The sequence below is a fragment of the Acidobacteriota bacterium genome (assembly GCA_016196035.1).
Taxonomy (GTDB): Bacteria; Acidobacteriota; Blastocatellia; order RBC074; family RBC074; genus JACPYM01.
Map to the genome: position 1 here is coordinate 22,265 of JACPYM010000074.1, position 14,335 is coordinate 36,599.

Here is a 14,335-nt window from a genome sequence, read left to right on the forward strand (position 1 = left end):
ATTCGCTGGCCACTAACCACTGACCACTATTCTTCAATAACGCACACGCACGGTGAACGACCCGCTATTGTCGCGCAGATAATCGTCATTGATGCCGAGCAGCAAGCGTCCGTATTCGCCTTGATCAACGGTGCCGCCGCCCTGGCGACCGACGACAATGATGTTGGAATCGCCGCCATTGCGATAACGAATCTTCGTGAGCAACGCACCCACACCGGCGTCTTGCACCGGGTAACGCGACGTGCTGACTTGGGCGCGGCGTTCGCCCTCCGGCCCCACGCTGCGATAGCCGCCGCCGATGTCAATCGTGCCTTCCGCCGTAATCTCGAATTGCATGCCGGGCGTGACTTCGATACCCGTATCCAGCCAATCCTGGTTGGCGCGCACGGTAAAGGTGCGCTCCTGGCCCTGTTGCCCTGTGTTACCGCCCGTGTTGCCGCCGGTGTTCCCTGTGGATGAACTGTAGCTTTGATCCACCTGCACGGTCACGCGGAACGTGCCCGTCGCATTGCGTGTCTCGCCGTGATTGACGGTGAAATACAGCATACCATCGCGGTCGGCCACGAATTCGCGCGATTTGCCAACGACGATGGAAGGCGAATTGGCATCCTGGCCGATGCCCGCCAACAACACGCCATCGGCTTCGTTCGGTTCCGGCGCGTATTGATCGGCGCGCGTGCGCAAGCCTTCCGGCCCAGTCGGCGTGCGGCCATCCAGCCGGATGCTGCCGGTGGCATCCACACGAATGCGCTGCCCGTTGCGCACCTCGATGCCGGAGCGAATCCACTGCTCATCCAGCCGCACGTCCACCGCCGGATAAGAACGCCAGCCACCGGTCGAAGTGCTGCCACCCGTGTTCGGATTGCGTGTCGGGTAGCCATCATTACGCGGATCGCGGTTGGTCGTGGTGGTATCAAGGCCGTCATTGTCGAGCGTCAGTTTGACCACGTCGCGTGCCGCGATACGGATGGTGCGGCCCTGGTTGCGATTGTCGCCCGTCGTGATCTTGAAGATGAATTCGCCGTTCTCAAAGCCGACGAAGGTGCCTTTCAGAATGCTGCCATTGCGATGCACGAGCGTGTCAGCCCAGGCCGCGCTTGTCAGCAAGATTGCTGCAAGGATTGCCAAAAAAATTTGTGTAGTGCTTTTCAGGCGCATAGTTCTTTGCCCTCGGTGTTGATGGGCGCAATGGATTTCGACTGGGGAACCGCACAAACCAGCGCGCCACGTTTGGTGATTTGCTTGCCAATGTGGGGGAACGGCGGGAAGTATAACTTGAACAGTAGTCAGTAGTCAGTAGTCAGTAGTCAGTAGTTTGATCCGACTATGGACTACCGGCTACTGACTGCCCGCTACTGTTTCTTACCGCTAAACGTGCCTTCGCCCAAACCGGCGAGGCTGACTTTGCCTTTCATCGTCTTGCCATCGGTGGTGCCGGTGTAAACGACGGTGCCTTCGACCTGGCCCGTGAGTTTGTACGAAAACTCAAGCTGGCCCCCTTTGACTGTGCCGGCTAAATCAGCTTCGCCGAGCTGACCTTTGTAATGACCCGTCAGCTTCTCGCCTTCCTGCTTGAACGTAAACGAAGGGCTGCCGCTGCCCGCCGACGTTTCGACTTCGACAGCCCAGGCGCCGGTCAGATTGATCGCGCCACTGGCCGCTGGGGTTGCTGCCGTGGAAGCCGCTGCGCCACCAGCCAGTTTCTTCCCCGTCCAGTCACCTTGCGCCAGGCCGCCGAAATCGGCGTCGCCTTTCATCGTATCCCCAGTCACTTTGCCGGTCAGCGTGATAGCCAGATCATTGTCTTGGAACTTAACCGTGTATTTGATGGTGATGTCGCTGCCCTTGAGCGTGCCTTGCGCTGGCAGACTGCCGAGTTGGCCCTTGAGGTTCTCGCCTTCCAACGTATAAACCAGCGTCGAGGTGCGCGGCCCTTGCGGCGAAGTGACCGTCAATTCCCATTTATTGCCATTGGCCGCCGACGCCTGTGCCGTTGGGGACGTCGCTGCTGCACCCATGCGCTTCGCCATCCAGGCGCCTTCAAAAGCGCCGCTGGCGATGCTGGCCGTGCCCTTGATCGTGTCGCCGTCGAGCAGACCCGCAATGGTAATCGGCACGGCATTGCCGTTGTAGTTAATCGAATAGCCGAACTTGACTTCTTTGCCTTTGAGCGTGCCCTGCACCTGGGCTTCGCCGCGCTGCCCCTTGAGCGTGCCCGCGAGTTTCTCGCCGTCTTGCGTCAGCGTCAGCTTGCTTACCGAAGGCTCGCCCGGCGTTTCCATCGTGGCCTGCCATTCACCGGCAACCGATTGCGCCGAGACCAGACTGGCAAACACGAAAAGACTGATGACAGCCGATAAACACAACTTTTTCATAGGTGGATGCTCCTTTTTTTGCAGGCCCGCCGACGTGCGCCAAACCCGCGTGAACAATGTCTTGAACGTAGTTTCGAACGATTAATGATTGCAGTGCGCGAAGCCTACTCTTGCGCCGCTAAGAGTGTCAAACGCCAGTTTGCCGCCTGCGGCATGGGTACGGTACCGCGCGCGTCAGCAAGCGGCGCGCGGCAACTTACACCCAATAATCGCAAGGTAACGACCCCGCTTGCTGACGCGCGCGGTACTGTACCAATCTAACGCCGTCTGATTTAGAATCGCGCACCGTTTTCCAATTCATCCACCTTGAAGGAGTCACAAATGCCCATTCGAGAATTTCAAAGCATTGACGAAGCCCGCGCGCTGCTAGGACAGGAAGTCTCGGTCAGCGACTGGCTCGACGTTTCGCAGGAACGCATCAACCAATTTGCCGAAGCCACCGGCGACCATCAATGGATTCATCTGGACGTCGAGCGCGCCAAAACCGAATCGCCTTACGGCACGACCATCGCGCACGGCTTTTTAACGCTGTCGCTGTTGAGCTGCCTGATGCAATCCGCCGTCAAATTCAACGTGGCGGCCAAGCTGGCGCTCAACTACGGTTTGAACCGCGTGCGTTTTGTTTCCGCCGTGCCCGCGGGCAGCCGCATACGCGCGCGCGTGGCGTTGCAAAACCTGGAAGATTTCGCGGGTGGCTATCAATTCACCTGGCAAATTACGGTCGAGATTGACGGCACGGCAAAACCGGCCTGCGTGGCCGAATGGCTGACGCGTATGTACACATAACCGCTTATGACAATTTCCACCGCCTTCCCTCTTCCGCCATCTGGATACCAGCGCACATTTGAAGCCGAGATCGACGTGCTGGCCGAAAACGAATTGCTCGTGCGCGGCACAATGCGCGATCACCGCTTTGCGTTTGCGCATGACTGGCGGTTGCACACGCCGGATTACGCAGTGCTGGAAGCCAGCGCGCGCCAATTGGCTGGCGACGCGGCGCAGTTTCAGCCAGAGCTTTGCACGCGCTACGCCAACATACGCGGCGTCAAAATCGGGCGCGGCTTTTCCAAACACCTCCTGATGGCCCTGGGCGATCTGCCCGGTCAGCAAGAACATTTGTTACTCGCCATTGAAATGGCGCGCGTCGGGCAACAGGTTTATCAGTACACACCCGAATTTGAAGCGCAGTTTCCGCAGCGGGATAACAGCGCGAATGAAACGGCGCGCGCGGCCTGGCTGAAAGACCGCGCGTATATGAACCTGGCGGACACCTGTTATACCTATCGCGGCGAATCGCTGGCGCTGTTTGATGAGCGCCCGGTGCGCTGCGGCTTCGGCGCGGAATTGACGCGGCCCAAACCGGGCGACCGGCGCGTATTCTGGCGCAACAAGCGGGTTGTGATTCAGCAAACTGCGATTGGCTTTGCGTGCGAGAGTATGATGGATGATCGCATCCACGACATCAGGATTGAGTTTGAATTGTCATCTGCGGGATTGATCAGCAACGCCCGGAGTCGCGGCTTACGTTTGCCTTACCACGGCATTTGCGAAGAACCACAGCAACGCACGGCAGGCTTGAACGGCTTGCGGGTGACGGCGGCGTTTGTGCAGCAATTTGCCGAACAGGTTGGGGGCGCGAGCGGTTGCACGCACTTGTTCGATCTTTCGATTGATGTGCTGCGGCTGTTCCAATTCAACCCATAACTTTCCCACGAAAACACACGAAGGGGCACGAAGAAAACTCAATTCTCTTCGTGCCCCTTCGTGTGTTTTCGTGGGAAAATCCTACTCGTAACGCAACGCTTCAATCGGATCGAGCTTCGCCGCCTTGATCGCCGGGTATAGCCCCGCCACCAAGCCGATGGCCACTGACGCCGAGAACCCGATTGCCACCCAAACTAGCGGCACTTGCGACGGCACATCGGGCAAGAGCACATGCAACAACAAGCTAATGACAATGCCGAAACCGATGCCGAGCAAGCCGCCGATGCCGGTGAGCGTGGCGGCTTCAAACAGGAATTGCGTGATGATGTCTTTGCGCGTCGCGCCGATGGCGCGGCGCACGCCGATCTCTTTGGTGCGTTCGGTGACGCTGACCAGCATGATGTTCATCACGCCGATGCCGCCGACCAGCAGGGCCACGCTGACAATCGGGATGACGATCATCGAAACCATCGCCAGCATTTGATTGAAGCTGTCCACGATGCTGCTGGGCGTGCGCACGTCAAAGCTGTCCGGTTTATCAAACGGCACGTGACGGCGGCGGCGCATTAGTTCGCGCGCTTCGTCCACCAGTTTATCGAGGTCGCCCGATTTGGCGCCGATGGCGATCCAATGGTCATCCTGCATCGGAAACATCGCGTGCATCACGCTGTAGGGCACAAAGACAAAGGCGTCGGCTTGCGGCCCGCCGCCGAAAAGCGATTTGGCTTTTTCGAGCACGCCGATGACTTTGAACTGCTTGTTGCCAACCATGATTTCTTTTTCCAACGGCTCAAAACCGCTGAAGAGCTTTTCGGCGATGTCATAACCGATGATGCAGACTTCGCTACGATTCTCGTCTTCGCTGTCGTTGAAAAAGCGCCCACGCGCAATCGCCACTTCGCGCGTGTTGGCATAATCGGAAGAAACGCCGCGCACCTGGGGCGTGCGCACTTCGTTGTTGCGGAACTTGACCACGGGCGGCAAACCGGGCGGACGCAGGATCGGCGAGGCGGCGATAGCGTGCGGCAATTGTTTCAAGGCGAGCGCGTCTTCATAGGTGATCGGCTTGCGCTGGCGTTCCTCTTCGGTCAAATCGCCGTGGCGCATGGCCGGCCAGCGGCTGACGAAAACGACGTTGGTGCCGAACTGTTCGATCTGTTCTTTGAAGCCCGACTCCATCCCCTTCGCCAGCGAGGCGACGCCGATGACGGTGGCCGTGCCAATGACGACGCCGAGCACGGTCAGGAACGAGCGGAATTTGTGCGACCACAAGGTGGTCATCGCCTGGGTGAATAATTCTTTGAGTGCATTTGTAAACATAACTCTTACCTGCCAACGGGTTCCTTCACGGTTGCCAATGTTCGCGTGGTTTCTTCGATTATGCTGCCGCCGGATTCCAATGCTTTGGGTTCATGCGGCTGTTTCAGCTTGTTGGTGTCATTCGGATCAAGCGCTGCCACAGGCGTAAATACGGTCCCGCCGACCACGCCGCGCAAGCGCAGAATCTCCCACAAGTGCAAGCCGAACTGAATCAGAAAGACCGCTGTGCTCAGCAGCAAATAACCGATGACGACGCCACGCCCCAGTTTCAACAATGCGCCCAGCAACACCGCGCCACCGACAATCGCGCCCAACCCCATCAGCGACACCCAAAAGATGTCGGTCAGGTAATCATCAAACCGTTTGTCCGCCGCGGCGTCATTCATCACCAGCGGCGCACCGCATTGGCGGCAGAACTTGGTTTGTTGGGAGATTGCAGTTCCGCAGCTTGAGCAAAACATACGAATTGCCTTTCGTCCTCATTCGGCGCGCAACGCCACAATCGGATCAAGCTTCGCCGCCTTCCACGCGGGATAGCTGCCAAAGATCAAGCCCACGCCGCTCGATACGCCAATCGCCAGAAAGGCCGCCCAAACCGGCAATTCTGCCGGCACAGGGGTAAAGCGCCGCAGGATTTGCGAGATGCCATAAGCGATCAGCAAGCCAATCAACCCGCCCACCATTGAAAGCACGGTGGATTCGACCAGAAATTGCGTCAGGATGTCTTTGCGGCGCGCGCCCAGGCTTTTGCGAATGCCGATCTCGCGCGTGCGTTCGGTCACGGTCACCAGCATGATGTTCATAATAACGATACCGCCCACCACCAGCGAAATCGAAGTCACGCCCAACGCCACCGCCGCCACCAAGCCGAAAATCGCCTGGATGAAGACGTTGATGGCCTCCGCCGTCACCAATCCGAACGTGTCTTTGTCGCTGTAATTCAACCGGTGCCGCGCGCGCATCAACAGGCGCACTTGGTCTTCGACCTCTTTCAGATTCGCCCCGTCGGGCGCTTTGACCGAAATGCTGACGCTGCCGCGCGCGCCCCACATCTTTTGATAGGTCGAGAGCGGAATGATGACGAAATCGTCGCGCGACTGACCGAAAAACGAGCCTTGTTCTTTGGCGACACCGATGATCTCAAAGGGCAAGCCATCAATCTTGATTTCGCGCCCGACTACATCGCGTTTGTTGAAGAGTTTGTCGGCCACTTCGACGCCGACGAAGGCGGCATAGCGGCGGTTGCTGTCGTCGGTATCGCCGATGTAACGGCCATATTCCGGCTGGATGGTGTCAATGTTGATCATGCTGGCCGAATTGCCGCGCACGGTGATGTTGGTCAGCTTTTCGGTTTCGGAACGGATTTCGGCGTTGGCGTTGTCTTGCGCGCCGATGGCTTCGGCCTGCGACTTCGGCATGCGCTCGCGCAGGTATTCGACATCTTCGACGGTCAGATTCTTGTTACGTTTGTTGGCGCTGATGAATTCCTCGAAACTGGTAATCATCCCGTATTTGTCCACGATGATCGTGTTGCTGCCTAAATCCGCTGTCACCGTGCGGTCAACGTAGCGGAAAAAGCCCTCAATCACCGCCGCCACCGCGACCACCGTCATCACGCCGAAGATGACCCCCAGCAGCGTCAGAAACGAGCGCAGTTTGTGCGCCCGTAACGAACTAAGCGCGAGTAAAAATGATTCCCAGAAACGCATTGTTATTTTCCTGTCTCAAGTTCTGATCAGGACTTACGCAAAGATTTGCCACACAGGCACGGAGACACAGAGGAAGACCGCGATCTCCGGCAGAACTGTAACAAAGCTCTGTGTCTCTGTGCCTCTGTGGCTATCGCACGCGCGTTTTGCGTAAGTCCTGCTGATGTCGTCAGGTTGTTGGCAGTCCCGGCAGATTGCCTGCGAACCAAAACAACGAAACGCCAGTTTCAACCTATTGGTTGCAACAATTCGTCTAAGTGTAGACGTTCATCCGTCAGTTTCCTTAACAAACCACCCAGCTTTTCTTCAAGAATGGGAAAAGCCACGCAGAGGAACGGTACCGCGCGCGTGAGCAAGCGGAGCCTGGGCGGTTCGGCCAACGGCATAAGCTTGACGCGCCGCTTGCTCATGCGCGCGGTACCGTTCCGACACAACGCGCGTCCGTAACCGCAATTGCAAACCAGTCTAAAAGCTCAAATTGATCGCGGCGCGCTGTGAATGCAGCTTGATCTGGCTGAGCACTTCTTCAGCCAACACCAACGCGCGCCGCCCCTCGGCCCCACTCACCACCGGCGCACTGCCGTTACGCACTGCTTCCACAAAAGCTTCGATTTCACCCAGCAAGGGTTCTTTTTTGGCGACGGCCAGCGGATGCGCGACGATTTCGGGCAAGGTGCCGGGCGCGCGCGGCGGCACCAGTTTGCACATCGCCACCTGCTGTTCTGCGTAATCCAGCGAGTAATACTCGTGCGGTTGAAAGACGCGCAGCTTGCGCAGGCGTTCGCCCGCCACGCGGCTGGCCGTGATGTTGGCGATGCAGCCGCCCTCGAATTCCAGCCGCGCGTTGGCCAGATCAATCTTCGGCGTCAGAATCGGGATGCCGACGGCTTCCAGTTTGACGACTGCGCGGTTGACCAGCGTGGCGATGATGTCCAGTTCGTGCACCATCAAATCCATCACGACATCAATGTCCAGCGAGCGCGGCGTGAAGATGCCCATGCGGTGCGCTTCAAAAAACAGCGGGCGCGTGAGTTCCTGTTGCAACGCGACAAAGGCCGGATTGAAGCGTTCGATGTGGCCGATCTGCAAGACCACGCCTTTGGCCGCCGCCAGCGCGATCATCTCGTCGGCTTCGGCCACCGTGCGCGCGATGGGCTTTTCGACCAGCACGCCGACGCCTGCCGCGAGAAACGCGCAGGTCACTTCGTGATGATTGACGGTGGGTGTCGCGACATTGACGGCTTCAACTTCATCAAGCAGTTCACGGTAATCGGCGACAAAACGGGTGTCGTATTGTTCGGCAATGGCGCGGCCCTGGGCTTCGTGGGTATCGCACACGGCCACGAGTTCCGCCGTTTCCAAGCCGGCCAGCACGCGCGCGTGGGCACGTCCGAGATGGCCCACGCCAATGACGGCAGTCTTCAGTTTGGTATTCATAAAGTCCGTTGCAGTAAGCAGAGTCGGTTTCAAGTTTCCGCAAGTGAATGTTACTCTAGCGCGTCATTCAAGCAAAATTGGCACGCAAAATTCGACACAAGATCAAATAAACATAGTGCAAATCGCAGAGCGCACCAGCATTGCGCTAACCAATTCACCCACCCGTTTTTATTTGCCCGCCTTGGCTGTGCTGTGCGCGCTGGCGTACTTTTACGGCCTCGGCAGCCTGCCTTTCTTAGGCCCGGATGAACCCCGCTACGCCCAGGTCGCCCGCGAGATGTACGCCTCTGGCGATTGGATCACGCCGCGCCTGGCGGGCATTCACTGGTTTGAAAAACCGGCGCTGACTTATTGGCTGGCGGCCTTGGGGTACACGCTGTTCGGCGTGTCGGAATTTGCCGCCCGCGCGGGCGTGGCCTTATTGGCCAGTGCGGGCGCGTTCCTGTTGTACTGGTTTGGGCGGCGCGTGCATTCGGCGCAGTTCGGGTATCTGAGCGCGGCGGCGTTGGCGACCTGCGGTTTGTGGATTGGATTTGCGCGCGGCGCGACGTTTGATTTGCCGCTCTCAGTCTGTTTGGAGGCGGCGTTGCTCTGCTTCTTTTTGTGGGAACGGCAAGCCGATCAAGCGGCGCGCACGGATAGACTGTGGTGGCTCTTCTGCTTGGCGCTGGGCGGCGCGGTGCTGGCTAAAGGCTTGGTGGGGATCGTGCTGCCCGCCGCCATTATCGGGGTGTATCTGCTGTTGACGCGCCGTTTGCTGATCGTGTTGCAGCCGCGTTTGCTCTTTTTCGGGGCGCTGCTTTTTCTGGCGACAGCGGCGCTCTGGTATGGGCCGATGTTTTGGCGGCACGGGCAGGAATTCATCAACGAATTTTTCATCGCGCACCACTTCCAACGTTACACCAGCAACAAATTCAAACATCCGCAACCGTTCTATTTTTTCTTTGCGGTCGTGCTGGCGGGCAGTTTTCCGTGGACGCCGTTTTGGCTGCTGAATCTGGGACAGACCTGGCGCGCGCGCGCTGGCTTGTTGAATGATGAAACGCAGCGGCTGCGGTTGTTCTTATGGCTGTGGGTGCTGGCGCCGCTGGCCTTCTTCTCGTTTTCAGGCTCGAAGCTGCCGGGCTACATTCTGCCGGTCTTCCCCGCCCTCGCCTTGCTGGTAGGCCAGCAATTGTTGCCGCTGTTTATGCCCCAGGCGCGGTCAAAAACGCTGGCGCTGTTACCCGTACTCTTCGCGTTGATCGCCGTGGCCGCGTATGTGACCGGGTGGCGCGAATTAGGTCTCAGCCTATTCTCCATTCGGCTCATCGCCGGGCTGGCTGTCTTGCTGGCCCTGGTGCTCTCGGTGTTGTTGTGGCGCGGACGGACGGCGGCTGCCGTTTTATGCGTGCCTGTGGCGCTTGTCAGTTTGAGCGCGGTGATTACGCACGAAATCGCGCCGGCCCTGGGCCGCGTCGAATCGCTGGCGGCGCTGGCGCAACAAGCCAATCAATCCGCCCAACCTGGCGAGCGCTTGCTCTTTTATATCAACTCTCATCACAGCGTAGATTTTTATGCGCCGCAGTTGCCCTTGCGGGATGAGCATGCCGAGTTGACGGCGGCGCTGAGCCTGCGCGAAATTGAAGAGCAAGTGCGCCAACACGGCAGCTTGTTGGTGCTGACGCCGCAACGCTGGTCGGCGGATGTGCTGGAAGCCGCCGCGCTGACGGTCGAACGGCTCGGGCAAAGCGCTGGCGAACCGCGTTGCACGCCAGGTTGCGATTGGCTGTTGTTGCGCGCGCGGCCAAAACATTGATCTCTCTCCCACGAAGGCACACGAAGCAGCACGAAGAAAACATCGGTTCACCTTCGTGCTGCTTCGTGCGCCTTCGTGGGAGCGTTCCCCAGGAGTGATGAAGTTTTGCAATTCTCTGACGACCATCTGATTCAGGCGACGGCGGCAGACGCGACGATACGCCTGCTGGCCGCCGTCACCACCAACCTGGTCAGCGAAGCCTGCCATAAACACCGCACCTCGCCGACAGCTTCGGCAGCCTTGGGCCGCACGTTGACGGGCGCATTGTTGCTGGGCCGTACACTCAAAGACCTCGAACGGCTGACACTGCGTTTCGATTGCTACGGCCCCATCGGCAGCATCACTGCCGAAGCCAGCGCCCACGGCACTGTGCGCGGTTATGTGCGCAATCCGCTGGCCGAGGCCGAAGCGGTCGTGCCGGGCAAGCTCAACGTCAAAGGCATCGTCGGCGCGGGCACGCTGCACGTCATCCGCGAGGCCGGGATCGAGATCGGCTTGTCAAAAGAACCTTACTACGGCTCGGTGCCCATCATCTCCGGCGAGATTGCCGAAGACCTGACGCATTATCTGGCCGTCTCTGAACAAATCAGTTCGGCGCTCTCGCTGGGCGTCTTTGTCGAACCCGAACAGGAGCGCGTCACGGCGGCGGGCGGTTATTTGTTGCAGGTGATGCCCGGCGCGGACGAAGAGACCATTGCCACCTTTGAACAAGCCATCCTGGCCGCGCCCCATCCCACCGAAATGATCCGCAATGGCGCCGACGCGCGCGCCTTGCTGGAAACCGTCTTCGGCAACCTGCCCATTGACGTGCTCGAACGCAGTCCGCTGGAATTCCGCTGCAACTGTTCTTATGAACGCGCCGTGCGCATCATCTCCAGCCTGGAACGCGCCGAGATCGAAGACATGCTGGAGCAAGACAACGGCGCCGAACTGACCTGCCATTTTTGCAGCTCGGTCTATTACCTGGACGAAGCGGCCCTGCGCCTGATCCTGCATCCACCTGAGCCGTTGGTGATGTGAGTTGGCTGGCAGATTGTTCTCAAACACCCCAAGCGGCCCGTCTATCTTTTAGACGGGCCGCTTGTTTATGAGGCTAATGCGCGGTCTGGGCACGGCTCACAAAGGCTTCGACCTTAGCCAGCGTATCGAAATTTTCCGGGCGCAATTCGGCGTCAGCGACCCGGATGCCGCACTCGGTTTCGAGCAGCGCGACAAAATCCACCAGCGCGAATGAGTCGAGCACGCCCGCCGAAAAGAGCGAGGCGTTGTAAGCAGGCAATTCGGTGCGCGCTTGCTGCGCCGATTGATGCAGATAGTTCATGACGTTGGTTGGTAACATGGTTGGTTCTCCTTCAGATGATTTTCGAGTGGTTTTCGCAAAGGCATTCGCGGGTTCAGTAATCGGGCGGTGTGTGCAGGCGTTTGAGCAACCGAAACCGGTTGTTTTTCCAAACAAAGTAAAAGGTATCCGGCACGTTTCTGTTCAGCCGCAAGATAAAGTTCAGACCGCAGCGCACGATCATCAGACGGCTATTCGCGCGCTGCTCGACCTCACTTGGGTAATAGGCGCTCTGGCAAATGCTGAAGCTTCCGGCCATTTTGTGCGCATCCGCCGTCGGCGGCTTGAAGACTTGCCCGGTGCGCAGGTCTACCAACGCGCCCACCATGCATTCAGCGCCGCAGCCCCAGCGAACCAGTCGGTAATGCCCGGCGAAGTTGGGCGGCAGCTTGGCCCCCTCGCGCAATCTGGTCCGAAACATAAACTCCTCGGGTCGCCGTAACTTCACCGATGCGGCCTTGCCACGCCAAACTTCGGCCACCGGATAATCGCTGAAGCGCGGCAGCATCTGTCTGCGCTGCGTTTTTGACGGATTGGCCTGCGTCAACAGCGCGCTGAGCAGGACAAAGGTGATGACTGGCGAACTCATCTGCGTCTCCCTCCACTACGGTGAATCAGCGCGTGACGGTTGCCAAGGGCGCGCTGGTGGAAGCGTTTTTGTGCGTTTCGTAAGCCTTCAGCAGCGCGTCAGACAGCAGCGCTCCGACGATCTCAGCGCCCTCTGCCGTTGGATGCAGATAATCACCGCCCATCAAACGTGGACGCGCCTCGCGCCAGCGCGCCACCGTGCCGTCGCCGCCCATCGCCGTGAAGGTATCGAAAAACGCGCAGCCGGTTTCTGCCGCCAACCGGCGTTGCGCGGCGACCAGTTTGGGAATCATCGGGCGCGTGATGATCGTGCCGCCTGGCCCGCGCTGGCCGCGATCCATCGGCGCAACGAACAGGAGCGAAGCCTTGGGCAGGGCCGCGCGAATGCGGCGCACGACTTCGCGCGTGTCCTTTTCGTACTGCTCCATCGGCCAGTTTTCGTACTCGCTCTCATTCGCGCCGTAAGCCAGGATGACTAGGTCGGGACGGCGCTGGCGCAGTTGTTCCGCCCAATGCGCTTCGTCCTGGTAATGCGCGAGCAAGCCGACGAACGCGCCGTTGACGCCCAGCGAGTCGTATTGCACGCCGCGCATGCCAGAATCGAGCGCGACACCGAACACGCGCACCGTGCCATTGCCTGCCGGACGCAGCGTCAACTTGTGTTCGCCGGGTTTGACGCTGATGTTCTGAAAGCCGGAATGCGTGGTCGCGTCCGCCGTCACAATGCGGCCAGCAGATGCGCCATCCACTTCGACTTCCAGCGCGCCGCCGCCGGGTTGCGCCAGGTAATACACATCGAACCCGGCGACGCTGTGCCCAAGTTCGACGGTGCTGAAACTGGCGTAAGCATTGGGCGCGCTGGCCGTGAAGCTCGCGCCGCCAAACCCGAACAGATGATCGCCGCGCGAAATCCACATCGGGTTGCTCTGCCAGCCGCGCGCGTCCTGCACTACGCCATCGTGCTGATACCAGCCCCACGGTTTGGCCGCCAAGACAAAGCCGTGCCCGGCGTCGCCAAACCGCTGTTGCAGCTTGCGCCGCGCCGTCGCCGTGATGCCGTCGTTGGTGATCGGCGAATCGCCGTAATGGCTGATGCGCGCCTGGCCGCCATCCGTCTCGACGTTTTGCAACGCGGTGAATAGGTGTGCGAGGGCTTGGCCGGAAGGGTCTTCGATCTCGCCGGGTTTGGCGGTGGATGGCGGTTGCGTTGAGGCTGCCACCCGCGTCGGTTGCGGCGTAGATGCGGGCGCAGCGTTGACCGTCGCAGGCGTGGTTGTGGATTGATGAAAGAGGCTGAGGACACCCGTGGGTAGAGGCAAGCGATAGCTGCTGAGCGTGGGGATGCAATACGGCAGCACGGCAAACGCGATGAAACAGATGAGCGTTTGCGCGGTTTTGCCGAACAATGTGTGCGGCATGTTTTGTGCGCTTGCCGCGCGCAGTCTGAAAGTGAGTGCTTGTGTAAAAATCATAAACAGCCTTTTCAATCAAATTTCTAACGGCAGTTACCGCGCGTGTTGAAGATGTACCTTGGTAGGTTGTCCTCATCATTCTCGATAGCTTTAAGCTTGGTACAGGCCCGATAGCTACCTCGTTTGAAACAGTAATCCTGAAAATCAAAGTAGCTTGCGCTTGCGTGAACCAGACTGTGAATCCTTGTGTAACCGTTTCTAGGCTTCTTTAAGTACAAGGTATCCCCCGAAAGAATTCCGATTAGGCGCACCGGTTTACTCGTGAAGATGCCCCAGTCGTAAATCGTAAAAGCGCTCCCATAGCCAAGCACAACGAGGTATTCGGGACTGCCATCTCCATTCAAATCGAACTTGTAGGCTCTATCAGCGAGTGTGCCCGGCTTGTGTCTAACTGGCTGAATGGTCTTCGCAACCATTCGCCTAAGCTGCTTGTTTCGCGGGAGCGGCAGCAGATCGCATTCCGCACTGATCGCTAAATCAAAGCGTCTCTGTTTAGGTTTCCAGCGTGGCTTAGCTTGCCCCGCAGCGAAACAATAGCCACCGAACGATAAAACAAGCGTTATGCACAGGAACACTTTGCCAATCATTGCGCC

Annotated in this window: 14 protein-coding genes; 4 read left to right on the forward strand and 10 right to left on the reverse strand. The window is 58.8% G+C overall.

The features are described from left to right. Positions 1–33: 33 nt before the first annotated feature. A complete protein-coding gene (locus HY011_22470) occupies positions 34–1,107 on the reverse strand; it encodes a hypothetical protein (protein ID MBI3425701.1) in 1,074 nt (357 codons plus the stop codon). 245 nt (positions 1,108–1,352) lie between these two features. Further along, a complete protein-coding gene (locus HY011_22475; protein MBI3425702.1) occupies positions 1,353–2,375 on the reverse strand; it encodes a hypothetical protein in 1,023 nt (340 codons plus the stop codon). Positions 2,376–2,702: 327 nt separating this feature from the next. Between HY011_22475 and HY011_22480 the strand changes: the two genes are divergently transcribed. Then, complete coding sequence (locus HY011_22480) at positions 2,703–3,161, forward strand: MaoC family dehydratase (GenBank protein ID MBI3425703.1); 459 nt, start codon at positions 2,703–2,705, stop codon at positions 3,159–3,161. A gap of 6 nt (positions 3,162–3,167) precedes the next feature. Beyond that, positions 3,168–4,079: a DUF2889 domain-containing protein gene (locus HY011_22485; GenBank protein ID MBI3425704.1), complete on the forward strand. Its 912-nt coding sequence runs from the start codon at positions 3,168–3,170 to the stop codon at positions 4,077–4,079. 81 nt (positions 4,080–4,160) lie between these two features. Here the strand turns inward: HY011_22485 and HY011_22490 are convergent, their stop codons facing one another. The 4 genes from HY011_22490 to HY011_22505 all read right to left on the reverse strand — a co-directional run bounded on the left by HY011_22490 (position 4,161) and on the right by HY011_22505 (position 8,545). Continuing rightward, positions 4,161–5,399, reverse strand: a complete 1,239-nt coding sequence (locus HY011_22490; GenBank protein ID MBI3425705.1) for an ABC transporter permease — start codon at positions 5,397–5,399, stop codon at positions 4,161–4,163. A 5-nt stretch (positions 5,400–5,404) separates the two neighbouring features. Continuing rightward, on the reverse strand, positions 5,405–5,860 hold the full coding sequence (locus HY011_22495) for a zinc ribbon domain-containing protein (protein MBI3425706.1): 456 nt from the start codon (positions 5,858–5,860) through the stop codon (positions 5,405–5,407). An 18-nt stretch (positions 5,861–5,878) separates the two neighbouring features. Further along, the gene (locus tag HY011_22500; GenBank protein MBI3425707.1) at positions 5,879–7,108 is read right to left on the reverse strand and encodes an ABC transporter permease; all 1,230 of its coding nucleotides are present in this window, start codon (positions 7,106–7,108) and stop codon (positions 5,879–5,881) included. Between the two features lie 465 nt (positions 7,109–7,573). Beyond that, positions 7,574–8,545 carry a Gfo/Idh/MocA family oxidoreductase gene (locus tag HY011_22505; GenBank protein MBI3425708.1) on the reverse strand — a complete coding sequence of 324 codons (972 nt, stop codon included), beginning with the start codon at positions 8,543–8,545 and terminating at the stop codon, positions 7,574–7,576. A 115-nt stretch (positions 8,546–8,660) separates the two neighbouring features. Here HY011_22505 and HY011_22510 point away from each other — a divergent pair, with 115 nt between their 5' ends. Together HY011_22510 and hslO are read left to right on the forward strand one after the other, a co-directional pair. Further along, positions 8,661–10,343, forward strand: a complete 1,683-nt coding sequence (locus HY011_22510) for a glycosyltransferase family 39 protein (protein ID MBI3425709.1) — start codon at positions 8,661–8,663, stop codon at positions 10,341–10,343. 105 nt (positions 10,344–10,448) lie between these two features. Beyond that, on the forward strand, positions 10,449–11,363 hold the full coding sequence (gene hslO / locus HY011_22515) for an Hsp33 family molecular chaperone HslO (GenBank protein MBI3425710.1): 915 nt from the start codon (positions 10,449–10,451) through the stop codon (positions 11,361–11,363). A gap of 73 nt (positions 11,364–11,436) precedes the next feature. On the opposite strand, the gene HY011_22520 is transcribed toward hslO, so the two are convergent. The 4 genes from HY011_22520 to HY011_22535 all read right to left on the reverse strand — a co-directional run bounded on the left by HY011_22520 (position 11,437) and on the right by HY011_22535 (position 14,329). Further along, positions 11,437–11,664 carry an acyl carrier protein gene (locus HY011_22520; GenBank protein ID MBI3425711.1) on the reverse strand — a complete coding sequence of 76 codons (228 nt, stop codon included), beginning with the start codon at positions 11,662–11,664 and terminating at the stop codon, positions 11,437–11,439. Between the two features lie 73 nt (positions 11,665–11,737). Continuing rightward, positions 11,738–12,271: a hypothetical protein gene (locus HY011_22525; GenBank protein ID MBI3425712.1), complete on the reverse strand. Its 534-nt coding sequence runs from the start codon at positions 12,269–12,271 to the stop codon at positions 11,738–11,740. Positions 12,272–12,296: 25 nt separating this feature from the next. Then, a complete protein-coding gene (locus HY011_22530) occupies positions 12,297–13,688 on the reverse strand; it encodes a hypothetical protein (GenBank protein MBI3425713.1) in 1,392 nt (463 codons plus the stop codon). A gap of 77 nt (positions 13,689–13,765) precedes the next feature. After that, positions 13,766–14,329 (reverse strand): hypothetical protein, encoded by a 564-nt coding sequence (locus HY011_22535; protein ID MBI3425714.1) that lies wholly within the window; start codon positions 14,327–14,329, stop codon positions 13,766–13,768. Positions 14,330–14,335: the final 6 nt, after the last annotated feature.

What these genes read in the sequence shown, in the direction of transcription:
- HY011_22475 (MBI3425702.1), bottom strand. Translation starts at nt 2,375, where the DNA reads ATGAAAAAGTTGTGTTTATCGGCTGTCATCAGTCTTTTCGTGTTTGCC.
- HY011_22485 (MBI3425704.1), top strand. Translation starts at nt 3,168, where the DNA reads ATGACAATTTCCACCGCCTTCCCTCTTCCGCCATCTGGATACCAGCGC.
- HY011_22490 (MBI3425705.1), bottom strand. Translation starts at nt 5,399, where the DNA reads ATGTTTACAAATGCACTCAAAGAATTATTCACCCAGGCGATGACCACC.
- HY011_22495 (MBI3425706.1), bottom strand. Translation starts at nt 5,860, where the DNA reads ATGTTTTGCTCAAGCTGCGGAACTGCAATCTCCCAACAAACCAAGTTC.
- HY011_22500 (MBI3425707.1), bottom strand. Translation starts at nt 7,108, where the DNA reads ATGCGTTTCTGGGAATCATTTTTACTCGCGCTTAGTTCGTTACGGGCG.
- HY011_22505 (MBI3425708.1), bottom strand. Translation starts at nt 8,545, where the DNA reads ATGAATACCAAACTGAAGACTGCCGTCATTGGCGTGGGCCATCTCGGA.
- HY011_22520 (MBI3425711.1), bottom strand. Translation starts at nt 11,664, where the DNA reads ATGAACTATCTGCATCAATCGGCGCAGCAAGCGCGCACCGAATTGCCT.
- HY011_22525 (MBI3425712.1), bottom strand. Translation starts at nt 12,271, where the DNA reads ATGAGTTCGCCAGTCATCACCTTTGTCCTGCTCAGCGCGCTGTTGACG.
- HY011_22530 (MBI3425713.1), bottom strand. Translation starts at nt 13,688, where the DNA reads ATGCCGCACACATTGTTCGGCAAAACCGCGCAAACGCTCATCTGTTTC.
- HY011_22535 (MBI3425714.1), bottom strand. Translation starts at nt 14,329, where the DNA reads ATGATTGGCAAAGTGTTCCTGTGCATAACGCTTGTTTTATCGTTCGGT.